This window comes from Streptomyces sp. NPDC048604 (genome assembly GCF_043199435.1).
Classification (GTDB): Bacteria; Actinomycetota; Actinomycetes; order Streptomycetales; family Streptomycetaceae; genus Streptomyces.
Genome location: NZ_JBICVX010000004.1, coordinates 468995 through 491635 on the forward strand (window position 1 = coordinate 468995; position 22641 = coordinate 491635).

19 protein-coding genes are annotated in these 22641 nt (G+C 73.1%); 8 read left to right on the forward strand and 11 right to left on the reverse strand.

Features of this window, described 5'->3' with window-relative positions; genetic code table 11:
- Positions 1 to 61: 61 nt before the first annotated feature.
- Positions 62 to 2920 carry an NACHT domain-containing protein gene (locus ACGFMM_RS11565; RefSeq protein WP_393645459.1) on the reverse strand — a complete coding sequence of 953 codons (2859 nt, stop codon included), beginning with the start codon at positions 2918 to 2920 and terminating at the stop codon, positions 62 to 64.
- Entirely contained in the window at positions 2917 to 3255 is a 339-nt protein-coding gene (locus ACGFMM_RS11570; protein ID WP_393645461.1) for a trypco2 family protein, read from the reverse strand. Before ACGFMM_RS11570 ends, ACGFMM_RS11565 begins: the two co-directional genes overlap by 4 nt.
- A gap of 462 nt (positions 3256 to 3717) precedes the next feature.
- Between ACGFMM_RS11570 and ACGFMM_RS11575 the strand changes: the two genes are divergently transcribed.
- Positions 3718 to 4434, forward strand: a complete 717-nt coding sequence (locus tag ACGFMM_RS11575; RefSeq protein ID WP_393645462.1) for a M23 family metallopeptidase — start codon at positions 3718 to 3720, stop codon at positions 4432 to 4434.
- Positions 4435 to 4445: 11 nt separating this feature from the next.
- Here the strand turns inward: ACGFMM_RS11575 and ACGFMM_RS11580 are convergent, their stop codons facing one another.
- Positions 4446 to 5000: a TetR/AcrR family transcriptional regulator gene (locus ACGFMM_RS11580; RefSeq protein WP_393645463.1), complete on the reverse strand. Its 555-nt coding sequence runs from the start codon at positions 4998 to 5000 to the stop codon at positions 4446 to 4448.
- A 116-nt stretch (positions 5001 to 5116) separates the two neighbouring features.
- Between ACGFMM_RS11580 and ACGFMM_RS11585 the strand changes: the two genes are divergently transcribed.
- Positions 5117 to 6748 carry an MDR family MFS transporter gene (locus ACGFMM_RS11585; RefSeq protein ID WP_393645465.1) on the forward strand — a complete coding sequence of 544 codons (1632 nt, stop codon included), beginning with the start codon at positions 5117 to 5119 and terminating at the stop codon, positions 6746 to 6748.
- Positions 6749 to 6835: 87 nt separating this feature from the next.
- Here the strand turns inward: ACGFMM_RS11585 and cseC are convergent, their stop codons facing one another.
- The 5 genes from cseC to ACGFMM_RS11610 all read right to left on the reverse strand — a co-directional run bounded on the left by cseC (position 6836) and on the right by ACGFMM_RS11610 (position 11311).
- The gene (cseC, locus tag ACGFMM_RS11590; RefSeq protein WP_393645466.1) at positions 6836 to 8140 is read right to left on the reverse strand and encodes a two-component system sensor histidine kinase CseC; all 1305 of its coding nucleotides are present in this window, start codon (positions 8138 to 8140) and stop codon (positions 6836 to 6838) included.
- 24 nt (positions 8141 to 8164) lie between these two features.
- Positions 8165 to 8875, reverse strand: a complete 711-nt coding sequence (gene cseB, locus ACGFMM_RS11595) for a two-component system response regulator CseB (protein ID WP_393645467.1) — start codon at positions 8873 to 8875, stop codon at positions 8165 to 8167.
- A gap of 51 nt (positions 8876 to 8926) precedes the next feature.
- Complete coding sequence (locus ACGFMM_RS11600) at positions 8927 to 9592, reverse strand: hypothetical protein (RefSeq protein ID WP_393645468.1); 666 nt, start codon at positions 9590 to 9592, stop codon at positions 8927 to 8929.
- A 14-nt stretch (positions 9593 to 9606) separates the two neighbouring features.
- On the reverse strand, positions 9607 to 10188 hold the full coding sequence (locus tag ACGFMM_RS11605; protein ID WP_393645532.1) for a SigE family RNA polymerase sigma factor: 582 nt from the start codon (positions 10186 to 10188) through the stop codon (positions 9607 to 9609).
- A gap of 172 nt (positions 10189 to 10360) precedes the next feature.
- Complete coding sequence (locus ACGFMM_RS11610; protein WP_393645469.1) at positions 10361 to 11311, reverse strand: A/G-specific adenine glycosylase; 951 nt, start codon at positions 11309 to 11311, stop codon at positions 10361 to 10363.
- A gap of 261 nt (positions 11312 to 11572) precedes the next feature.
- On the opposite strand from ACGFMM_RS11610, the gene ACGFMM_RS11615 reads away from it, so the two are divergent.
- Positions 11573 to 12373, forward strand: a complete 801-nt coding sequence (locus tag ACGFMM_RS11615) for a hypothetical protein (protein WP_393645470.1) — start codon at positions 11573 to 11575, stop codon at positions 12371 to 12373.
- Positions 12374 to 12418: 45 nt separating this feature from the next.
- On the opposite strand, the gene disA is transcribed toward ACGFMM_RS11615, so the two are convergent.
- Together disA and radA are read right to left on the reverse strand one after the other, a co-directional pair.
- The gene (gene disA / locus ACGFMM_RS11620) at positions 12419 to 13477 is read right to left on the reverse strand and encodes a DNA integrity scanning diadenylate cyclase DisA (protein ID WP_393645534.1); all 1059 of its coding nucleotides are present in this window, start codon (positions 13475 to 13477) and stop codon (positions 12419 to 12421) included.
- A 296-nt stretch (positions 13478 to 13773) separates the two neighbouring features.
- Positions 13774 to 15177, reverse strand: a complete 1404-nt coding sequence (gene radA, locus ACGFMM_RS11625; RefSeq protein ID WP_393645472.1) for a DNA repair protein RadA — start codon at positions 15175 to 15177, stop codon at positions 13774 to 13776.
- A gap of 149 nt (positions 15178 to 15326) precedes the next feature.
- Here radA and ACGFMM_RS11630 point away from each other — a divergent pair, with 149 nt between their 5' ends.
- Entirely contained in the window at positions 15327 to 17114 is a 1788-nt protein-coding gene (locus tag ACGFMM_RS11630; RefSeq protein WP_393645473.1) for a hypothetical protein, read from the forward strand.
- A 52-nt stretch (positions 17115 to 17166) separates the two neighbouring features.
- Here the strand turns inward: ACGFMM_RS11630 and ACGFMM_RS11635 are convergent, their stop codons facing one another.
- Complete coding sequence (locus ACGFMM_RS11635) at positions 17167 to 18057, reverse strand: hypothetical protein (RefSeq protein ID WP_393645475.1); 891 nt, start codon at positions 18055 to 18057, stop codon at positions 17167 to 17169.
- A gap of 40 nt (positions 18058 to 18097) precedes the next feature.
- Here ACGFMM_RS11635 and ACGFMM_RS11640 point away from each other — a divergent pair, with 40 nt between their 5' ends.
- The 4 genes from ACGFMM_RS11640 to ilvD all read left to right on the forward strand — a co-directional run bounded on the left by ACGFMM_RS11640 (position 18098) and on the right by ilvD (position 22542).
- Positions 18098 to 19051, forward strand: coding sequence for a Ppx/GppA family phosphatase (locus ACGFMM_RS11640; RefSeq protein WP_393645477.1), 954 nt, complete (start codon positions 18098 to 18100; stop codon positions 19049 to 19051).
- Positions 19052 to 19139: 88 nt separating this feature from the next.
- On the forward strand, positions 19140 to 19976 hold the full coding sequence (locus ACGFMM_RS11645; RefSeq protein ID WP_393645479.1) for a sugar phosphate isomerase/epimerase family protein: 837 nt from the start codon (positions 19140 to 19142) through the stop codon (positions 19974 to 19976).
- Positions 19973 to 20584 carry a TetR family transcriptional regulator gene (locus tag ACGFMM_RS11650; protein WP_393645480.1) on the forward strand — a complete coding sequence of 204 codons (612 nt, stop codon included), beginning with the start codon at positions 19973 to 19975 and terminating at the stop codon, positions 20582 to 20584. The genes ACGFMM_RS11645 and ACGFMM_RS11650 overlap by 4 nt, the downstream gene beginning before the upstream one ends.
- Positions 20585 to 20688: 104 nt before the next feature.
- Positions 20689 to 22542 (forward strand): dihydroxy-acid dehydratase, encoded by a 1854-nt coding sequence (ilvD, locus tag ACGFMM_RS11655; protein WP_393645481.1) that lies wholly within the window; start codon positions 20689 to 20691, stop codon positions 22540 to 22542.
- Positions 22543 to 22641 lie beyond the last annotated feature (99 nt).

The window sequence follows — 22641 nt, forward strand, 5'->3', positions numbered from 1 at the left end:
TCGTAGCGCCTGTGGGGCGGCCCCCGGAACCGACCGGTTCCGGGGGCCGCCCCCTTTTCTGCTACTTGTGCACGGTCAGGCGGGAGCCGAGGGCCGCGCGGCCGGTGATCCGCCGCTCGGGGACGCCGGTGACGGTCACCTCCAGCCGGCGCGGCGCCTGGTGCAGCGGTGTCAGGTCGAGCCCGCAGTCGGGCAGCTTCGGCACCGCCAGGATGAGCCGGGTGAGCAAGGGCAGTTCGGCGACGCCCTCGAGATCTCCGGCACCCAACTGCGGTGCCAGCAGAATCAGGTCCTCCAGCGTGCCGAGCCCGGCGAGCGTGCCGACACGGACGCGCGGACAGTGATTGATCTGCACCTGGCGCAGCTCCACCCCGCAGGCGCGCAGGAACCCGAGGTCGGTGACGACGTCGTTCTCCGCGATCACCACCGAGTTCACGGAGAGTCCGGAGAGCACGGTGGCCAGCTCCGGCGCGTCGAAGTCGCCTCGGAAGGCGAGATGACGGGCGTGCGGCAGCGTCCGCAGCAGCGGCAGCTGCCCGGGCTCGGTCACGTTGAGCACCTGGTTCGCCAGATCCGCCTGCGACAGCACCTCGCGGGCGTACACCTCGGTGGGGAACCTGGCCCAGCTCTGCGTCAGCGCCACAGACCGGTCAGCGTGGGCGAAGGCCCGGGCGTACGGGACCGCCTCCGAGCCGCCGACCTCGCAGATCAGCGAGACGACCATCGTCAGCGCCTCCTTGGACGTCCGCTCCGGGGACGGCAGCAGCGGCAGCACGTACGAGCCGAGGGCGGCGAGCTGGGACAGCTGGGTCGCGTCGCGCGGCGGCAGTACGGACTTCACCGCCTTGCGGACCCGGGCGTGCAGCTGCTCCGACAGCCACGCCGCGTGCTGGGCGCACCGTGCCGCGAGGACGTACAGCGTCGTCTTCTTTCCCCGGTCGCGGACGGACGAGCCGGCCTCGAGCACTCCCTCGACCAGGACCGGCAGTTCGCGCCGGGAGCAGTGTCCGGCGGCGAGCAGCAGGACGTCGTGCCACTGGTGTTCGCGCACGTGCCGCAGCAGTTCGGAGACCAGGTCGTCCTCGACGAGTTCCTTGGCGGCCAGGAAGTCCTGGAAGGTGCGGTGGGCGAACTGGAAGACGTCGTCGGCGCGTTCCTGCAGGAGCCCGCTGCGGTTGAGCAGATGGGTCAGTATCTCCGCCGGCGAGCCCTGCTCCATGACCCGCGGCATGCCCGGCAGGGCGCGGGTGAGCTGGTTCAGGGCCTGCTGCCGGGTGAACTCGGTCTGCCCGCCGCGTACCAGCCAGGCCGCGATCCGCTGCAGCAGCTGCTGGTGCTCCTCCACGGACATGCGGATGCCGTCCGGGGCGTCGATCCGGCGACGCTTGTCCCGGTCGCCGAGCAGCAGTTGCAGCGCGGACCGGTACAGCGCCCAGCGGCTCTCCGGCAGGAAGCCCTCGCGCAGCCGGTGCAGGGCGCAGATCACCGCGCAGAGCAGGGGGGTGCGGGCGAGGTCGGCGAGCACGGGGTTGTGGCGGAACTGGAGGGACAGGTCCCGTTCGAGGACGTCGAGACCGGCCCGGTCGGCGTCGTCGAACCGGGCCGCGTCGTGCCAGGCGGCGACGAACGCCTGGATGTCGGCGTCCCGCATCGGCAGCAGGGTCAGCTCCTCGAACCGCTCCGCGCCCAGCCAGTCCGGGTCCACCGCGAGCGGGCGTACGGTCGCCACGCAGCGGGTGCGGGGGTAGCGGGCGAGGAGCCCGGACAGCCAGGCGTGGGCGGCGTCCCGCTCCTCCTGCGGCACCTCGTCCAGACCGTCGACGAGCAGCAGCCCCCGCCCCGCCGCGAGCACCCGGCCGGCCCAGCCCTGGGGCGCGGGGTCGACCACGAGTCCGGCGACGCCGGGGAGGGCCTTCAGGTCGGGGAAGCCCTCGCCCCGGGCGCGCAGGGTGCGCAGGGGGACGACGAAGGGGACGAGGCCGTTCAGCTCGGCGAGGTTCGGCCCGAGCGTGCCGGTGGCGGCGTGCGCGGCGAGCCACCACACCAGCGTGGTCTTGCCCGCGCCCGCGTCCCCGCGGATCAGGACGCGGGGCCGGGAGGCGAGGAGATCGTCGATCCGCTGGGGTACGGACGCGGTGTCGCCGCGTCCCTTGGCGGCGGCCTCCAGGGACAGATAGGCGGTGTCGAGGTCCCACTCGGAGGCCCGGCGGTCCAGCTCGTCAAGCCCGAAGATCTTGGTACGGCGGTAGGCGGCGCCGAGGGCCTGCGCGTACTCCTCCTCGTACGGCTGGTCCTCGGGGTGGGTCCGGACGACCGGCGCGGGTGCGGCGACGTCGCGGGGCAGGAGCCGGCGGACGTCCGGCTGGTCCAGGACGGCGGCGAGCGGGACGCACTCCAGGCGGTGATGGCCGCGGCCGCGCGGGACGGCGCGCACGATGCCGATGAGCCCGCCGTCGGCGTAGACGGGGGCGCCGGAGAGCCCGGCGAGGGGCGAGGGGCCGTCGTCGGCCGTCTCGGCCGGCGGGCGGTCGAGCTCCACGGTGAGCGCCCGGCGCGCGAGGCCGGCCATGGGCAGGGCGGTGCCGGTGTACTGGTCGAGGTCGAGCTTCTGCCCGTCGTACCGCTGGACCTTCGGGAAGCCGAGGATCTCGCAGCCGGGGACGGGTCGGTCGGTGGCGAGGTAGCCGAGCCTCGGGGCGGGGCCGAGGGGCTGCTCGCTGTGCAGGAGGGCGAAGTCGAGGCGGTCGTCGCAGCGGATGACCCGTAACGCGGACGGCTGCCCGGTGCCGACGGCGGCGACGTCGGCGTACTCCTTCGCGCCGACGACATGGGCGCTGGTCAGGATGAGGTGCGGGGTGAGCAGGACGCCGCTGCCCTGCTGCCGGCCCAGTACGGCGAAGACCTGGCGGCCGGGGGTCACCGCGACTCGTCCCCTCCGCCGAGGCCGGACACGTCGGCGGCGTCGTCGTTGCCGACGAGCCAGGCCCCACCGGTGGCCGCGTTCCGCGGCTTGAGCGTGAACGAGACCCGGTGGGTCTCGCCTCTGGTCCGGCTCGCGTCGGCCCCGGCCTCGACGACCCAGGCCTTCACCTTGGCCCCGCCCTTCACCTCCTTGCGCAGCTCGATGGTGAACTCCATCTCGATGTCGCCCACCTCGAAGGCGACGGCCTGCCCGGTGGCCCGGGAGGCGGCCGCTATGAGCTGGTCACGGACGGATTCGATGGCGTCGGCGAGTTCGATGTCGTTCGTGGTCATGATCGCGAACGTACCCCGTCAGGTGAGTAGCGGCGGAGGGGTTTCGGAACCCGTCGGTTGCGTGACCCAGGTCGCAATGCGGGGGGTGCGCTGGTGACAAGGCGCACAGGCGGTTTCGGGGGTACTAGCCGGAATAGTGGTGTTGTTTCGCCCCTCATCAGGGCATTGCGGGCAAGTCGGGCGGGACCTTGGTCCCGGGGTGCCCCGGATCGGCCCCCGCCCTGCGGTTTCGTCGGTTCCGACCGGTCCCTACATGCGGTTAAACGAATTCTTTCGGCAGGTTTTGTCCGTTTTCCAAAGGTTCCGGCGACGGCGTCAAGAGGCGATCCGTGGACGGGATCGCTACGACGCGATGTCGTAGATGGGGCGTTTTGGGATGGGCTGGGGTGCGGGTTACCAAGGGATGGCCAGCCCGGCGCAGCGAACGCGCCGGGATCGTTCTTCCCGGAGGTTTTCCCCCGTATGTCGAAGCGCGTCATGAACCCCGCCCGTACCGCCGTCGTCGCCCTCGCCGCCGCGGGTCTGGGAGCGTCTGTGGTGGCCGGAGCAGGGTCCGCCTTCGCCGCCGAGGGCAAGGCTCCGGTCCGGGCCCTCGCCGCGGTTCCCGCGTCCGCCGCCGTCGCCGCTCAGGCCGACGCCCAGGCGCAGGCCGCCGCCAAGACGGCCGCCGCCGTCAAGAAGGCCGCCGCCGTCAAGAAGGCCGTCGCGAAGGCCAAGGCCGCCAAGCCGGTCGTCGTGAAGAAGGCCGCGAAGAAGAAGGCCGCCTGGGTCAAGCCGGTCAGCCGCTACACGCTGACCGCCAGCTACAACCAGGGCGGCGCCATGTGGGCCCACAAGCACTCCGGCCAGGACTTCGCCGTCCCGGTCGGCACCCCGGTCAAGGCCGCCGGCGCCGGTACCGTCGTCAAGGCCGGCCCGAACGGCGGCGGTGACGGCCCGGCGTACGGCAACGCCATCGTCGTCAAGCACGCCAACGGCAAGTACTCGCAGTACGCCCACCTGTCGAAGATCGACGTGCACATCGGCCAGAAGGTCGGTGCCGGCCAGAAGATCGCGCTGTCCGGCAACACCGGCAACTCGTCCGGCCCGCACCTGCACTTCGAGATCCGCAACACCCCGAACTACGGCTCGGCGCTGAACCCGGCGGCCTTCCTCCGCACCCACGGCGTCAGCATCTGACCTGCCTGACGTCAGGCCCCGTGGGCCTGGGCGATCAGATCGAGGGCGACCTCGAGGACGGCTTCGTGCTTCTCCTCGGGGTCGCCCTCGACGTTCTGCATGAAGAACATCCCCGCGTGCATGGTGAACATCGCGCTGATGCAGCGGACCTTGTCCTTGACCGGGAAGTCCGGCTCCGTGATGAGCCCGGACAGCTCCAGCATCCGCTCCTTGAAGGTCAGGCCGACGCTCAGCTCGCGCACCGTCGCCTGGTTCTCCTGCATGAAGCGGAACAGCGGGGCCGCGTCGGCCAGGGCGGCCTGGTAGCGGCGCAGGATCTCCTGCTTGGTCTCCAGCGTGCGCGGCTGCTCCCGGGCCCAGACGATCAGCTCGTCCATGGGCCGGGTGAGGTCGTGGAAGAGCCCGACGAGGATGTCCTCCTTGGTCTTGAAGTGGTAGTAGAGCGCCGCTTTCGTGACGTCGAGCCGCTCCGCGATCTCGCGCAGCGAGGTCTTCTCGTAGCCCTGCTCGGCGAAGAGCTCGAGGGCGACGTCCTGGATGCGCTGGCGTGTGTTGCCTCTGGCCACGGTGTGCTCCCGGCTCGGACCGTTACTTACTTGACGACCGGCAAGTGCCGCGTCTACCGTCCCCAGTGTAGTAACTAGCCGGGCGGCAAGTAAGTGCATGTGGGGAGCAGGGGACGATGACGACCGAGACCGTGAAACAGGCACCCTCCGGGGCGACGCCCGCAGAACAGGCACAGGAAGACAAGCCGGCGCGCAGCGTCCGCGTGGTCCTGCTCGCCCTGATGATCGCGATGTTGCTCGCGATGCTGGACAACATGATCATCGGCACGGCGATGCCGACGATCGTCGGCGAACTGGGCGGTCTCGCGCACCTGTCCTGGGTCGTCACGGCCTACACCCTGGTCACCGCCGCCTCCACCCCCATCTGGGGCAAGCTCGGCGACATGTACGGCCGCAAGGGCGTCTTCCTCGCCTCGATCGTGATCTTCCTGATCGGCTCGGCGCTCAGCGGCATGGCCCAGGACATGGGCCAGCTCATCGGCTTCCGCGCCGTACAGGGCCTGGGCGCCGGCGGTCTGATCGTCGGCGTCATGGCCCTCATCGGCGACCTGATCCCGCCCCGCGAGCGCGGCAAGTACCAGGGCATGATGGCCGGCGTCATGGCCCTCGCCATGATCGGCGGCCCGCTGGTCGGCGGCACCATCACCGACCACTGGGGCTGGCGCTGGTCCTTCTACATCAACCTGCCGCTCGGCGTCGTCGCCCTCGTGATGATCACCGCCGTGCTGCACCTGCCGAAGAAGGAGCGCCCGGCGCAGAGCCGGATCGACTTCCTCGGCGCGGCGCTGCTGACCGTCGGCATCACCTCGATCGTGCTCGTCACCACCTGGGGCGGCACCGAGTACGACTGGGACTCCGCCGCCATCCTCGGCCTGAGCGCGGTCGGCGTGCTCTCGCTCGCGGCCTTCCTGTGGGTGGAGACCCGCGCGGCCGACCCGATCATGCCCCTGCACATCTTCCGCAGCCGCAACTTCACCCTCATGTCGGTGATCGGCTTCCTGACCGGCTTCGTGATGTTCGGCGCGGTGCTCTTCCTGCCGCTGTTCCAGCAGTCGGTGCAGGGCGCGTCCGCCACCAACTCGGGCCTGCTGCTCCTGCCGATGATGCTCGCCATGATGGTCGTCTCGCTGGTCTCCGGCCGGATCACCACCAACAGCGGCAAGTACAAGGTCTTCCCCATCGCGGGCGGCGGCCTGATGGTCCTCGGTCTGTTCCTGCTCGCGCAGATGGACACCGGCACCTCCCGGCTCACCTCCGGCCTCTACATGGCGGTGCTCGGCGCCGGCATGGGCTTCCTGATGCAGATCACGATGCTCGTGGCGCAGAACAGCGTCGAGATGAAGGACATGGGCGTGGCCTCCTCCGCCACCACCCTGTTCCGCACCCTCGGCTCGTCCTTCGGCGTGGCGATCATGGGCGCCCTCTTCACCTCCCGGGTGCAGGACGAGATGGCCGCCCGCGGCGGCGGCGCGGCCACCGCGCAGTCCGCCCAGCTGGACGCGGCGAGCCTGGCCAAGCTGCCGGAGGCGGTGCGCGAGGCGTACCAGCACGCGGTGGCCTCGGGCACGCACGGCGCGTTCCTGGTCGGCTCGGCGGTCGCGGTGATCGCCTTCCTCGCGGCGTTCTTCGTCAAGGAGGTCGCGCTGCGAGGCACCGGCCCGCAGAAGCCGGAGCCGGAGCCGGAGCCGGAGCAGAAGCAGAAGCCGGAGCCGGAACCGGCCGCGGTCGCGGAGAAGTCCGCCGCCTGACCCGTACGGCATACGGCATATGGGATACGGGAAGGGGCCGGGGCGCAGCGCGCACCCCGGCCCCTTCCCGTATCCGCGGGACAGGCCCTACACGTCCCGCAGTATCGGGAAGCTCCCCGTGTTCGTCGGCGCATGGTCCGGCAGCCACAGCACCGCGATCGCCCCGCCGTCCGGCGCCGCGTTGCGGAACGTCAGCCGGGCCCCCAGCACCCGCGCCTGGCCCGTCGCGATCGTCAGGCCCAGGCCGTGGCCCTTGCCGGCCCGGTCGCTCGAACCGGTGCGGAAGCGGCTCGGACCCTCGCGCAGCAGCTCCTCGGGGAAACCGGGGCCGTTGTCCCGGACCCGTACGACACGGCCCTCGACGGTGACCTCGACCGGCCCGCCGCCGTGCTTGGCCGCGTTGGCCAGCAGATTGCCGAGGATCCGCTCCAGCCGGCGCGGGTCGGTGCTCACATACGACTCGTGCACCACGTTCACCACCGCGTCCGGGTCGAGCACCCGCACCCGCCGCTCCACGAACTCGCCCAGCGCGATCTCCTGGAGCTCCGCCCGCTCCGACGCCCCGTCGAGCCGGGCGACCTCCAGCACGTCCTCGACCAGCGTCCGCATCGCCTGCGCCCGGTCCCGCACCAGCTCCGACGGCCGGCCCGGCGGCAGCAGCTCCGCGGCCGTGAGCAGCCCGGTCACCGGGGTGCGCAGCTCGTGCGCGATGTCCGCGGTGACCCGGCGCTCGGCCTCGATCCGCTCGTTCAGGGCGTCGGTGAGCGCGTCGATCGCCCGCGCCAGCTCGTCGGTCTCGTCCCGTACGACGCCGCCGACGGCGTCCCGGACCCGTACCTCGGTGTTGCCCTGGGCCACCTTGCCCGCCGCGGCCGCCGCCTTCCGCAGCCGCCGGGAGAGCTGGCCGCCGATCAGCACACCGAGCGCGCAGCCGCCGAAGACCACCGACACCGAGCCGATGATCAGGGTCCGGTCCAGGTTCTTCATGATCGTGGCGCTGCGGTCGGCGAACGGCATGTGCAGCGACAGCACGTCCCCGTTGGCCAGCGGCACCGCCGCCCACACGTCCGGCGTGCCGCCCGAGGCGTGCTCCTGCACGAAGGTGCCGCGCCGCTCGTTCCGCATCAGCCGGTCGAGCTGGCGGGGCAGCATCGGATCGTTGATCTTCGCGCCGAACCGCAGCCGCGGCCCGCGCGTCTTCGGCGTCGACTCGTACTGGAGCTGGGCGAGCAGCAGCCGGTCCATCATGACCTCGCGGGTGTTGTCGAGCATCGACACCCGCGCCTCGTTGTGCACCACGATCGACAGGGCGGCGGCGACCAGCGCGCCGACCGCCGCGATCGCGATCGAGATCTTCCAGCGGACCCCGGTGCGCAGGGCGAACCGGCTCATGCGTTCCGCCTCATATGTTCCGCCTCATGCCTTGAGCTTGTAGCCGAAGCCGCGGACCGTCTCGATCCGGTCCTGGCCGATCTTCGTGCGCAGCCGCTGCACATGGACGTCCACGACGCGGGTGTCGCCGCCCCAGCCGTAGTCCCAGACCCGCTCCAGCAGCTTGTCGCGGGAGAGTACCGTGCCCGGCGCGGACGAGAACTCGAGCAGCAGCCGCATCTCGGTCGGGGTCAGGGACACGGCGGCGCCGGCCCGCCGGACCTCCATGCCGTCCGTGTCCACCTCCAGGTCGCCGAAGACCAGCAGCCCGCCCGCGGGGTCCTCGTCCGCCCCTTCGGCCGAGCCGCCGGCCCCCGCGCCGCCCGCGTGGCCGAAGCGACGCAGCACCGCGCGGATCCGGGCCATCAGCACCGCGCCGTCGAAGGGCTTGGTGACGTAGTCGTCGGCGCCGGCCTCCAGGCCGAGCACCACGTCGATCGAGTCGGCGCGCGCCGACAGCATGATCACCGGGACGGTCGACTCGTCGCGGATCCGCCGGCACAGGCTGACCCCGTCCATCCCCGGCAGCATCACGTCGAGCAGCGCGATGTCCGGCTGCTGCGCCCGGAAGGCCTCCAGGCCCGCCAGCCCGTCGGGCATGGCGGTCACCCGGAAGCCGTCCCGCTCCAGGGCGAGCTGGGTGGCCTCGCGGATGACGTCGTCGTCCTCGACGAACAGCACATGGGTCTCGGCCATCGCGCGTTCCCTCGGTCCTCGGTGGTTCGCGCCGGACTGCGCCGGCACGGGTCAGTTGCTGGGGGCGGCCGTCGCCGGGCCGTCGATGCCCCCGTCGCCGACCGCCTTGCTGTACTCGTTGTGCACCCAGTCGTGCTGGCTGAACTTGTTGCCCGCCCAGCGGTACGTGAGCACGTCCTCGCCCGAGGGGTACGCGACCGGGTCGCCCTTGGCGTAGATCTGCTTGGTGACGATCAGGTCGCCCCGGTCGATCGTCGCGTAGACCGCCGCGTCCTCGGCCATGAAGACGTTCTCGTAGCCCTTGGCCGCGTTGCCCATGCGGTACACGTACGTGCCGATGCCCACCGCGTCGCCGCAGGTCATCACGTTCACCACGACGTCGGGCGCGGTGCTCCCGGTCAGGTTCCCGTACGAGGTGTCCACCGGGTACGCGTCGGCGGCGCAGGGCTTCAGGCTCTCCTTCACCCGCGCGCCGATCTTCGGGTCGGCCTTGAGCAGCGCGATCGGGTCCGGCCGTTCCGTGCTGTACCCGGCGCCGGCGGACGGCGCGGGGGAGGCGACGGAACTGCTCGGGGTGCTCGAGTCGGCGCGCGCGGCGCCCTCGTCGCGGGAGCCGGTACCGCCGGTCGAACAGCCGGTCAGGAAGACCCCGACGGCCGTGAGTACACCGACGGACGCGAGCACGGCCGGCGTCGCCGGCCTGCCCGCGTCGTTCACTGAGAGCTTGGGCCCTAGGCCGCGCACCGCTCCTGCCCCCGTTCGTAGCGTCGGACGGAACGCTCCGGCGCGCGCGGGGCCGGGATCCGGGCCTCGCTCTCGGCGGACCGGCTCTCCAGCTCCTGGCGCAGCCGCGCGAGCGCGCGGTGGAGCGTGCTCTTCACCGTACCGGTCGACATGCCGAGCGCCGCGGCCGTCTCCTCGGTGCTCATCTGTTCCCAGTGCCGCAGCACCACGACGCTGCGCTGCTTGGGCGCGAGGACCTTGAGGATGTCCATGAGCAGGGCCCGGTCCGCGTGCTGGTCGGTCCCGTCGTCGAACGACGCGTCGTCGGGCAGCACCTCGGTGGGCACCTCCTCCAGCTTCCGGGCGCGCCACCACTCGGTGCGCGTGTTGATCATCACCCGGCGAAGGTACGCGTCCGCGAGCGACTTGTCCGCGATCCCGTCCCAGCGACCGTACGTGCGCACCAGCGCGGTCTGCAGCAGGTCCTGCGCGTCCACCGGGTCGGGGACGAGCCGACGGGCACTGCGCAGCAGGGCGTCCTGCCGTGTGCGGACGTAATCCTCGAAGTCGAGCACCTCGCCGTGCGCCATCTGAACCGCCTCCATTCCCCGGATCATCCCCGTGACCACCCGTTTTCCGTACGCCGAGGACGCTACGGAGCGGTTGTCACGGGGTTGTCCGAGCGAGCCGTCGGAGGACGCACGGCTGCCCATCGGTTTTGTAACAGCGATTCGGGGGTAGGGCTGAAAGTTTCGGCGCCCGTCAGGTCAGTGGCAGCCGGTACAGCCCGTCCGGCAGCGGCTCCACCAGACCGTCCGCGACCAGCCCGTCCAGGGCCCGGGCGCGCTGCACCGGCTCGTCCCACACCGCGTCCAGCCGCTCCTGCGGTACGGGCGCGACCGCCTCCCGCAGCACGGCCAGCAGCTTGCCCCGCACCTGTCGGTCGGTGCCCGCGTACGTCTGCGCGCGGCGCGGCGGCCCGTCGTGGGCCGGCTTGCCGGCCAGCCGCCAGGCGCAGGAGCCGGCGATCGGGCAGCGCCCGCAGTCCTCGTTCTTCGCCGTGCACACCAGCGCGCCCAGCTCCATCGAGGCCGCCGCCCAGCGCGCCGCGGTCCCCTCGTCGTCCGGGAGCAGCGCCCGCGCGAGGCGGCGCTCGGCGGCGGTGGTGGCGTTCGGCGGGTACTGGACGCCGGTCGCGGCCCGGGCGAAGACCCGGCGGACGTTGGTGTCCAGGACCGGATACCGCTGCCCGTACGCGAACGAGGCCACCGCCGCCGCGGTGTACTCGCCGATCCCCGGCAGCGCGAGCAGCTGCGCGTGGTCGCTGGGGACGTCGCCGCCGTGCCGCTCCGTTATCGCGACGGCCGCCCCGTGCAGCCGCAGCGCGCGGCGCGGGTAGCCGAGCCGGCCCCAGGCCCGCACGGCCTCGCCGGGGGCCTCGGCGGCCAGGTCCGCGGGGCGCGGCCAGCGGGCCAGCCACTGCTCGTACACCGGCAGGACCCGGACGACCGGGGTCTGCTGGAGCATGAACTCGCTGACCATGACGCCCCACGGGCCTGCCTCGGGCCGTCGCCAGGGCAGGTCCCGGGCGTGCCGGTCGAACCAGGCGAGGACGGGCAGGTGCAGGGCGGCGGGGGCGGTCCCGGCCGGGTCCGCGGCGGTGGTGTCCGCCGCGGACGGGGGCGCGGGGGCGGAGGCGTCGGTGGAAGTCATGGCATTCCGATCCTGGCACGTCCGGCGGGACCGGGCCCGCACGCCCCCGGGGCGCACGGGGGCGTGCTGCCGGGGTCCGCGCCCCGCGCACCCCTGCGCGGCCGGGCCGCGGGCGGTCCGCGCCCTGCCGGCGAGGACCGCGGCCCTGCGCCCGGGACATCCCGCTCAAGTCGCCGCCCGGGATGTGATCATCGGCAAAAACTGCCTCTGGGGCGGCATGGGGGGCGGGAGTTGGCCCCGAACTCTCGTAAGGTTCGTGGCGTGGGATCTCTGCGCAACCCGGTCGGTCCGCTGCCCTCCTCCATCTACTGGCGACGGAGGGCGGTCGCCCTGTGTCTGATCGCGCTGCTGACGGCCCTGGCCTTCTGGGCCGTCGGCACCGGCGGCGACGTCGGCAAGAAGACGGACGACGGTGCCAACGGGGCGAGTCCCGTGCCCTCGATCACTCCGGGACCGTCCTCCTCCGGGCCGGCGATCTCCGAACAGCCGGGCGGGCGCGACGAGTCGGGCGACGCGGGCGGTGACACCGGGACCGGCGCGGACGCGGGTGGCGGGGACGGCGACGGCAAGAACGGCGACCCGGCCGGTGGTTCGGGCACGGGAGGTACGGGAGGCGCCGGCGGCGCGGGCGCGCCCCAGCGGCTTCCCGCCGATTCACCGCTGCCCAACTGCGCTGCCGGGGCGCTGAAGTTGTCGCTGCGCAGCACCAAAGTCTCGTACGAGCAGGGCGAGAAGCCCCGTTTCGAGCTGATCGCCCGTAACACCTCGTCCGCCACGTGCAAGGCCGACTTCGGGCCGCGCAGCGCGGTGCTGACGATCAGCGACGCGCAGGACGACGAGGTGTGGACCTCGAAGGACTGTCCGCGTCCGGCCGGGAGCGTGCTGCTGGGCGTGCCGGCGGGCTCGTCGGTGACGTACGCGGTGGAGTGGGACCGCCGGCCGAGCGACCCGCAGTGCCCGACCCCGCAGGGCGACGCGGCGGGCCCGGGCACCTACCTGGTCGAGGCGGTCTTCCCGGGGGCGCAGGTGCTTCCGGCGTCCTTCACACTGGCGAAGGACTGAGAAGGACTGAAACGGAGCCGGACCTTCCGGGCCGGCCCGCGGCGGTCAGACGTACCGCTCCAGGATCGACGACTCGGCGAGCCGGGACAGCCCCTCGCGGACGCTGCGCGCCCGGGCCTCGCCGACGCCGTCCACGGTCTGCAGGTCGTCCACGCTGGCGGCGAGCAGCTTCTGCAGCCCGCCGAAGTGCTCCACCAGACGCTCGATGATCGCGCCGGGCAGCCGCGGCACCTTCGCCAGGAGCCGGTAACCGCGCGGCGAGACGGCCGAGTCGAGCGTCTCGGGGGAGCCGGTGTAGCCCAGCGCCCGCGCCACGTTGGAGAGTTCGAGCAGCTCGGCGTGGGTCAGCGCGTCGAGTTCGGTCAGCGCCTCGGCGACCGTGCGGGACCGCTTGGCCGTGGGCTCGGGCACGTAGTCGCGGACGACCAGCTCGCGCTCCGGCTCCACGCCGGCGATCAGCTCGTCCAGCTGGAGCGAGAGCAGCCGGCCGTCGGTGCCGAGCTCGACCACGTACTCGGCGATCTCGGTGGCGATCCGGCGGACCATCTCCAGGCGCTGCGCGACCGCGGTGACGTCCCGGACGGTCACCAGGTCCTCGATCTCCAGGGCGGAGAGCGTGCCGGCCACCTCGTCGAGCCGGAGCTTGTACCGCTCCAGGGTCGCCAGGGCCTGGTTGGCGCGGGACAGGATCGCCGCCGACTCCTCCAGGACCCGGCGCTCGCCGTCCACGTACAGCGCGATCAGGCGCATGGACTGGGAGACGGAGACGACCGGGAAGCCGCACTGCTTGGAGACCCGGTCGGCGGTGCGGTGCCGGGTGCCGGTCTCCTCGGTCGGGATCGACGCGTCGGGGACGAGCTGGACGCCCGCCCGAAGGATCTTGCTGAGGTCCTTGTCGAGGACGATCGCGCCGTCCAGCTTGCACAGCTCGCGCAGCCGGGTGGCGGTGAACTCGACGTCGATGACGAAGCCGCCGGTGCACATCGACTCGACGGTCTTGTCCATGCCGAGCACGATGAGACCGCCTGTGTTGCCGCGCAGAATGCGCTCCAGGCCGTCACGCAGGGCGGTGCCGGGGGCGACGGCGCTGAGCGAGGCACGCATCAGTGCTTCGTTGTCCTTGGCTGCCACTGCACTCCTCCGGCTCGTACGGATGGGCGAGACCAGGGCAAAGTCTAGCGACCCCGCCCCGCACCGGTTCGCGGTGCGCGGATTCGCCCCCGCGAACCCCTGCCCCGGGCGTACGGCGGTCATGCCCCGGCCGTACGCCGGTCATGCCCCCGCCCTCCCGTACGGACGCCCGCTCGAACGCCCGCCCGCCCCGGGAAAGGGCCCCGGCCGACCCGGGAAAGAGCCCCCGGGCGGCCCCGCGACCGGGCCCCCGCGCGGCCCCGTTCCGGCTAGCCGGCAGGTGCCTCGGCCTTCGGGGGGCGGCGGCTGCGCGGCAGCACCCGCAGCGCGTCGCCCATGTCCGCGACCTCGATCACCTTCATGCCCGCCGGCACCTTCCCCGGGTCGCCCGGCACCAGCGCATGGGTGAAGCCCAGCCGGTGCGCCTCGGCCAGCCGGCGCTGCACGCCGGTGACCCGGCGGACCTCGCCGGCCAGACCGACCTCGCCGATCGCGACCAGGTTCTTCGGCAGCGGGGTGTCGCTGGCCGCCGAGGCCAGCGCCAGCGCGATCGCCAGGTCGGCGGCCGGCTCGGAGAGTTTCACGCCGCCCACCGTCGCCGAGTAGATGTCCCGCTTGCCGAGCGCGGTGATCCGGCCGCGCTGCTCAAGGACCGCCAGCATCATCGAGACCCGGGAGGTCTCCAGGCCCGAGGTCGTCCGGCGCGGCGACGGGATCTGCGAGTCCACCGTCAGCGCCTGCACCTCCGCCACCAGCGGACGGCGGCCCTCCAGGGTGACGGTCAGACAGGTGCCCGGCACCGCCTCGGCGCGCCGGGTCAGGAACAGGCCCGACGGGTCGGCGAGGCCGGTGATCCCCTCGTCGTGCAGTTCGAAGCAGCCGACCTCGTCCGTCGCCCCGTACCGGTTCTTCACGCCCCGCACCAGACGGAGCCGGGCGTGCCGGTCGCCCTCGAAGTGCAGCACCACGTCGACCAGGTGCTCCAGGAGCCGCGGGCCGGCGATCGCGCCGTCCTTCGTCACATGGCCGACGAGCAGCGTGGACATGCCGCGCTCCTTGGAGGCCCGGATCAGCGCCCCGGCGACCTCGCGGACCTGCGCCATGCCGCCCGGCGCGCCGTCGATCTCCGGGGAGGCGACCGTCTGCACCGAGTCCAGGATCAGCAGCGAGGGCTTGACCTCGTCGAGATGGCCGAGCACCGCCGACAGGTCCGTCTCGGCGGCGAGATAGAGGTGCTCGCTCAGGGCGTCGATGCGGTCGGCGCGCAGCCGGACCTGGCTCGCGGACTCCTCGCCCGTCACGTACAGCGTGCGGTGCGCCTCGCTCGCCGCCTTCGCGGCCACGTCGAGCAGCAGCGTGGACTTGCCGACGCCGGGCTCGCCGGCGAGCAGCACCACCGCGCCGGGCACCAGGCCCCCGCCGAGCACCCGGTCGAGCTCGTCGACGCCGGTCGAGCGGGCCGTGGCCTGCCGGCCGTCGACCTGGCCGATCGGCAGCGCGGCCGAGGACACCCGGCCGGCGGCGGTCGTGCGGACGGCGGGCGCGCCGTACTCCTCGATCGTGCCCCAGGCCTGGCACTCGGGGCAGCGGCCGAGCCACTTGACGGTCGTCCAGCCGCACTCGGTGCAACGGTAGGACGGCCGGTCCTTGGCGGTTTTCGTACGGGCAGCCATGAGCGACACCGTAACGGGCGGCACCGACAACGCGGGGCCGGGCGCTCCCTGACGGACTTGTGTCCCCTTTCGGGGGATACGTTCACCCGTAAGGATTAAAAGCGTTCAAGAGGTACGAACACCCACAGCCCACTGCCTACGGTCGCCGGGTGACGAGCAGCAGGCTGGATCCCCCCGCCCACACCACCGGCGCACACCGGGCGCGCCGCCGTGACGACCACGGCCCCCGCACGCTCGGCCAGCGCCCGCCCGCCCGTTACGAGGCGTACCTCGACGGCCTGTTCACGTACTGCCTCTCCGTGCTCCACGACCACGACACCGCCACCGCCGTCCTCGGCGACGTCCTCGCGGTGGCCGAGCGCCGGCACGCCCGCTGCCCCGACGACGAGGACGGGCGCAGGGCCTGGCTGTACGCCCTGGCCCGCTGGGCCTGCCTGCGCAGCCTCGCCGAGCAGCGCGGCAAACGGCAGGGCGCGCACACCGGCCGCCCAGCCACCGTCCCGGCCCGCGAGCCCCACGTCTCCGAGGAGACGGCCGAGCGCCGCCGCGCGGAACTGGCCCGGCTGGCCTGGCCGGAGGCGGCCGGCACCACCCCCGAGCAGCGCGAGGCCCTGGAGCTCGCCGTCCGGCACGGCCTGAGCCGCGACCAGGTCGCCGCCGTCCTCGGCCTGGACGCCCTGGCCGCCCGCGAGCTGCTGGCCTCCGCCGCCTGCGAGGTCGAGCGCACCCGGGCCGCCCTCGCCGTCGTCGAGGCCGGCAGCTGCCCGACCGTCGCCCGGCTCACCGACGACCACCAGGTGCTGCTCTCCGCGGCCCTGCGCACCGAGCTGGTCCGGCACGTCGACGACTGTCCGCGCTGCCGCCGGGCCGCCGAGCGGGCCGGCGCGGCCGCGCCCTGGCCGGGCGCCAACGTCACCCCGGCCCGGCTGCCCCTGGTCGAGGCGCCGCGCGCGGCCGCGTACGTGGCGATGCTGCACGTGCCGCGTGCCCGGGCCGGGGCCCCGCGGTTCGGCCCCGGCGGCTTCCCGCTGGACCCCAAGGACCACGCGGCGCGGCGCGACCGGATGCGGGCCCGCGCCATGACCACGACCGTCGTCGCCGCGGTGGTCGCCGCGCCGGTGCTCGCGCTGTGGGCGGCGTACCGAGGGGCGCCGCTGACGGGGGAGGGCCGCGGCGGCGACGCGGTCAGCGCGCGCGAGGACGACGGGAAGGGCGGCGGCCCCGGCGACCCCGGGTACGACCGCTACGAGAACGCCGGCAACGCCAGCACCCGCCCCGATACCCGGTTCACCCGCGGCAGCCGCTCGCCGGACGTCTCCGTCGAGATCGTCGACCCGGGCGCGCCCCCCGTGCCCGCCGTGCCCGGTCGGGCCGGGCCCGGCCGGATCGCCGTCTCCGCGCACTCCGCGGGCGACACGACGGTGCTCACGCTCACCAACGCGGGCGGCTCGCCGGTCGACTGGTCGCTGTGGACGGACGCGTCCTGGCTGTACGTGAGCCGGCCCACCGGCACCCTGGGGCCGGGCGAGTCGGCGACCGTGTACATCAAGATCGACCACTCGCGCGAGCCGTCCGGCGCGTGGAGCGGCCGGGTGGGCGTCCAGCCGTCCGGGGCGGTACTGCGGATCCACGGGTACGGGGCGGCCGATCCCGGTCCGACGGACCCCGGCCCCAGCGACCCGGGCCCCCGCCCGTCCACGCCGCCGCCCACCTCTCCCGGCCCGGACCCGGACCCCGGCCCGACGGATCCGACGCCGACCGACCCGGGCCCCACGGACCCCTCGCCGACCGATCCGACGCCGACCGACCCGTCGCCCACGGACTCCGGCCCCGGCCCGACGACCCCGCCGTCCGACGGCGGCCCGTCCGACGACGCGCCGCCGTCCGACGGGGGCTCGGGCACGCCGAGCGACCCGGGTTCCCCGTCGGCCTCGTGACCGTCCCCGACCAGCCGTTTCGGACCAGCCGACCGGGTCCAGCCGTCCCGGTCTAGCGGGCCGGGTCCGCCGGGTGCGGCGCCACCAGCGGCAGCTGCGAGGCGAGCCGCGCCTCGCACAGGCCGGCGAGCACCTCGTACCCCTCCTTGCCCATCAGCTCCGTCAGCTCCGGGCGGTACGTCACGTACACCGGCTCGCCCGCGCCGTGCGCCGAGGTCGCCGAGGTGCACCACCAGTGCAGGTCGTGGCCGCCCGGGCCCCAGCCCCGGCGGTCGTACTCGCCGATCGACACCTGGAGGATCTTCGTGTCGTCGGGCCGCTCGATCCAGTCGTACGTGCGCCGCACCGGCAACTGCCAGCAGACGTCGGGCTTGGTCTCCAGCGGCTCCCGGCCCTCCTTGAGCGCCAGGATGTGCAGCGAGCAGCCCGCGCCGCCGGCGAAGCCGGGCCGGTTCTGGAAGATGCAGGAGCCCTCCCAGCGCCGGGTCTGCCGCTCGCCGTCCTCGTCGAGCTGCACCCAGCCGGTCTCCGCGCCCACGTCGTGGAACTGCCACAGCTCCGGCGTCAGCCGGTCCACGTACGAGGCGACCCGCTTCTCGTCGTCCTCGTCGGAGAAGTGCGCGCCCAGCGTGCAGCAGCCGTCGTCGGCGCGGCCCGCCTGGATGCCCTGGCAGCCGCTGCCGAAGATGCAGGTCCAGCGGGACGTCAGCCAGGTCAGGTCGCAGCGGAAGACCTGCTCGTCGTCCGCCGGGTCCGGGAACTCGACCCAGGCGCGGGGGAAGTCCAGGCCCTTCTCGTCAGGCTCGGACCCGGCGTCGTCAGCCGAGCCGCGGGCCTTCGGGGCCTTGGGGGCCTTCGTCACGCGCAGGTCCACCGCGTTCTTCGCGGACCCGCCGGCCTTGGCACTGTCTTTGCCCTGCTTCGCCTTTTTCGTCTTTGGCACAACCCCAAGCGTATGCGCCCGGCGCAGTAGCGTTCCGTCCATGAGACTCGGAGTCCTCGACGTCGGTTCGAACACAGTGCATCTGCTCGTGGTGGACGCCCACCCCGGCGCCCGCCCGCTGCCCGCCCACTCCCACAAGGCGGAGCTGCGGCTGGCCGAGCTGCTCGACGGGCACGGGGCGATCGCCCCGGCCGGAGTCGAGCGGCTCATCGCCACGGTCGCCGAGGCGGTGCAGGCCGCAGAGGACAAGGGCTGCGAGGAAGTGCTGCCGTTCGCCACGTCCGCGGTGCGCGAGGCGTCCAACGCAGACGCGGTGCTCGCCCAGGTCAAGGAGGCGACCGGGATCGACCTCCAGGTCCTCACCGGCGACGAGGAGGCCCGGCTCACCTTCCTGGCCGCCCGCCGCTGGTTCGGCTGGTCAGCCGGCCAGCTGCTGCTGCTCGACATCGGCGGCGGCTCGCTGGAGATCGCGTACGGGATCGACGAGGAGCCCGACGCGGCGGTCTCGCTGCCGCTGGGCGCGGGCCGGCTGACCGCGGGCTGGCTGCCGGGCGACCCGGCGCAGGCCGAGGACGTCCGCACGCTGCGTCGTCATGTACGCGCCCAGATCGCCCGTACGGTCGGCGAGTTCACCCGCTTCGGCAAGCCCGACCACGTGGTGGCCACCTCCAAGACCTTCAAGCAGCTCGCCCGGATCGCCGGCGCGCCCGGCTCCGGCGAGGGCCTGTACGTCCAGCGCTTCCTCGGCCGTGCCGCCCTGGAGGAGTGGGTGCCCCGCCTCGCCGCGATGACCGCGGCCGAGCGCGCCGCCCTGCCCGGCGTCTCGGAGGGCCGCGCCCCGCAGCTCCTCGCCGGCGCGCTGGTCGCGGAGGGCGCGATGGACCTGTTCGGCATCGACGCCCTGGAGATCTGCCCCTGGGCCCTGCGCGAGGGCGTCATCCTCCGCCGCCTGGACCATCTGCCGGCCATGGGCCCGCAGTCGACGGAGGCGTAGCGGAAGCGGGAGCGGGGGTACGTACGGGCGTCGGCCGGTGGCCGGAACCACATCCCGGTCCGCCGGACCGCCCCGTACCCTGTCCCTCGTGGCAGAACCAGCGGTGCGCGTCCCGGATGCGAAGGTCGCCCTGTCGACCGCCTCGGTCTATCCGGAGTCGACGGCGACGGCCTTCGAGGTGGCGGCGCGCCTCGGCTACGACGGCGTCGAGGTCATGGTGTGGACCGATCCGGTCAGCCAGGACATCGAGGCGCTGCGCCGGCTCTCCGACTACCACCAGGTCCCGATCCTGGCCGTGCACGCCCCCTGTCTGCTGATCACCCAGCGCGTCTGGTCCACCGACCCGTGGGTCAAGCTCCGGCGCGCGCAGGCGGCGGCCGAGAAGCTCGGCGCGTCCACGGTCGTCGTCCACCCGCCGTTCCGCTGGCAGCGCCAGTACGCGCGCGACTTCGTCACCGGCATCTGGCGGATGGCCGACGAGACGGACGTACGGTTCGCCGTCGAGAACATGTACCCGTGGCGGTACCGCGATCGCGAGATGCTCGCGTACGCCCCGGAGTGGGACGTCACCAAGGACGACTACCGCCACTACACGGTCGACCTCTCGCACACCGCGACCGCCCGCACCGACGCCCTGGCGATGGTCGACCGCATGGGCGACCGGCTCGGCCACGTCCACCTCGCCGACGGCCGCGGCTCCGCCAAGGACGAGCACCTGGTGCCGGGCCGCGGCACCCAGCCCTGCGCCGAACTCCTGGAGCGCCTCGCGGTGAGCGGCTTCGACGGCCATGTCGTCATCGAGGTCAACACCCGGCGCGCGATGTCCGCCGCCGAACGCGAGGCCGACCTCGCGGAGGCCCTCGCCTTCACCCGGCTGCACCTCGCCTCCGCGCCGTCCCGGCCCACCCGGACGCCCGGCTCATGACGGAGCAGGCCCCGCGCCGTCGCGGCCGCCCCTCCCGTACCGCCGAGGACAGCGGCCCCGGGGCGCGCGAGCGGATCCTGGAGGCGGCCCGGACGCAGTTCGCCGAGCGCGGGTACGACAAGACGTCGATGCGCGGAATCGCGAAGGCGGCGGGCGTCGACGCGGCCCTTGTGCACCACTACTTCGGCACCAAGGACGAGGTCTTCGCGGCGGCGATCGAGGTGTCCTTCGAGCCCACGACGGTCGTCCCGGCGATCGTCCAGGGCCCGCGCGAGGCCATCGGCGAACGGCTCGCGCGGTTCTTCATCGGCGTGTGGGAGAACCCCGCGACCCGCGCCCCGCTGCTCGCGATCATCCGCTCCGCGCTCACCCACGAGGCCGCGGCGAAGGTGCTCCGGGGTTTCGTGCTGCGCAGGCTCCTGGAGCGGATCGCCGGTGACCTGGACGTGCCGAACCCGAAGTTCCGCGCCGAGCTCGCGGCCTCCCACATGATCGGGATCGCGATCCTGCGGTACGTGATCCAGGTCGAGCCGCTGGCCACGGCGGACACGGAGGAGATCGTCGCGATGGTCGCCCCGACCCTCCAGCGCTACCTCACCGAGGCCTGACCGGAAGCTGGACGGCGCGTCCGCATCGCGGACACCATGTCCAGATCTTGGAGCCGGAGCGTACGCTCGACAGCAAGCACACCCATCACGAGGAGCGAGCGACGATGCCCGAGCTGAGGTCCCGCACTGTCACCCACGGCCGCAACATGGCGGGCGCCCGCGCCCTTATGCGGGCCTCCGGTGTACCGGGCGCGGACATCGGCCGCAAGCCGATCATCGCCGTCGCCAACTCGTTCACCGAGTTCGTGCCCGGCCACACCCACCTGGCGCCGGTCGGCCGGATCGTCTCCGACGCGATCACGGAGGCGGGCGGCATCCCGCGCGAGTTCAACACCATCGCCGTCGACGACGGCATCGCCATGGGCCACGGCGGCATGCTCTACTCGCTGCCCTCCCGCGACCTGATCGCGGACAGCGTCGAGTACATGGTCGAGGCGCACTGCGCGGACGCCCTGATCTGCATCTCCAACTGCGACAAGATCACCCCCGGCATGCTGATGGCCGCGCTGCGCCTGAACATCCCGACGGTCTTCGTCTCCGGCGGCCCGATGGAGGCCGGCAAGGCCACCCTGGTCGACGGCACGGTCCGCACGCTCGACCTGGTCGACGCGATGTCCGAGGCCGTCAACGACAAGGTCTCCGACGAGGACATGCTCCGCATCGAGGAGAACGCCTGCCCGACCTGCGGCTCCTGTTCCGGCATGTTCACCGCCAACTCGATGAACTGCCTGACCGAGGCCATCGGCCTGTCCCTGCCGGGCAACGGCTCCGTCCTCGCCACGCACACCGCCCGCAAGGCGCTGTACGAGAACGCCGGCCGCACCGTCGTCGAGCTGACCAAGCGGTACTACGACGAGGACGACGCCTCCGTCCTGCCCCGCAACATCGCCACCCGCGCCGCGTTCGAGAACGCCATGGCCCTCGACATCGCGATGGGCGGCTCCACCAACACGATCCTGCACCTGCTCGCCGCCGCGCAGGAGGCCGAGCTGGACTACGGCCTCGCCGACATGGACGCCGTCTCGCGCCGCGTCCCCTGCCTTGCGAAGGTCGCCCCGAACGTCGCCCCCGGCGGCACCTACTACATGGAGGACGTGCACCGCGCCGGCGGCATCCCCGCGATCCTCGGCGAGCTGTACCGCGGCGGCCTGCTGAACGAGGACGTCCACACGGTCCACTCGCGCGACATCAAGGAGTGGCTGGACACCTGGGACGTCCGCGGCGGCTCGCCGTCCGAGGAGGCCGTCGAGCTGTGGCACGCGGCCCCCGGCTGCAAGCGCTCCGCCACCGCCTTCTCGCAGTCCGAGCGCTGGGACTCCCTCGACACGGACGCGGCCGGCGGCTGCATCCGCGACGTGGCCCACGCATACTCGAAGGACGGCGGCCTGGCGGTCCTCAGGGGCAACCTGGCGGTGGACGGCTGCGTCGTGAAGACCGCCGGCGTCGACGAGTCGATCTGGACCTTCGAGGGCCCGGCCGTCGTCTGCGAGTCGCAGGACGAGGCCGTCGAGAAGATCCTGATGCAGCAGGTCAAGGAGGGCGACGTCGTCGTCATCCGCTACGAGGGCCCCAAGGGCGGCCCCGGCATGCAGGAGATGCTCTACCCGACCTCGTACCTGAAGGGCCGAGGCCTGGGCAAGGCGTGCGCCCTGGTCACCGACGGCCGCTTCTCCGGCGGCACTTCGGGCCTGTCCATCGGCCACGCCTCCCCGGAGGCGGCGTCCGGCGGCACGATCGCCCTGGTCGAGGACGGCGACCGGATCCGCATCGACATCCCGACCCGCGCGATCGAACTCCTCGTCGACGAAGCCACGTTGGCCGCCCGCCGCGAGGCCCTCGGCGGCGTCTACGCCCCGAAGAACCGCGACCGCAAGGTCTCCGCGGCCCTGCGCGCGTACGCCGCGATGGCCACCAGCGCGGACAAGGGCGCGGTCCGGGACGTCTCCAAGCTCGGCTGACGAGAACGCCGACCCGGTACGACGGCGGGGGGGGTGCGGGTCGGGCGCGCCCCCCCCGCCCCCCGGGGAACAAGCCGCCCGGGGCGCCCCCGCCCCCCC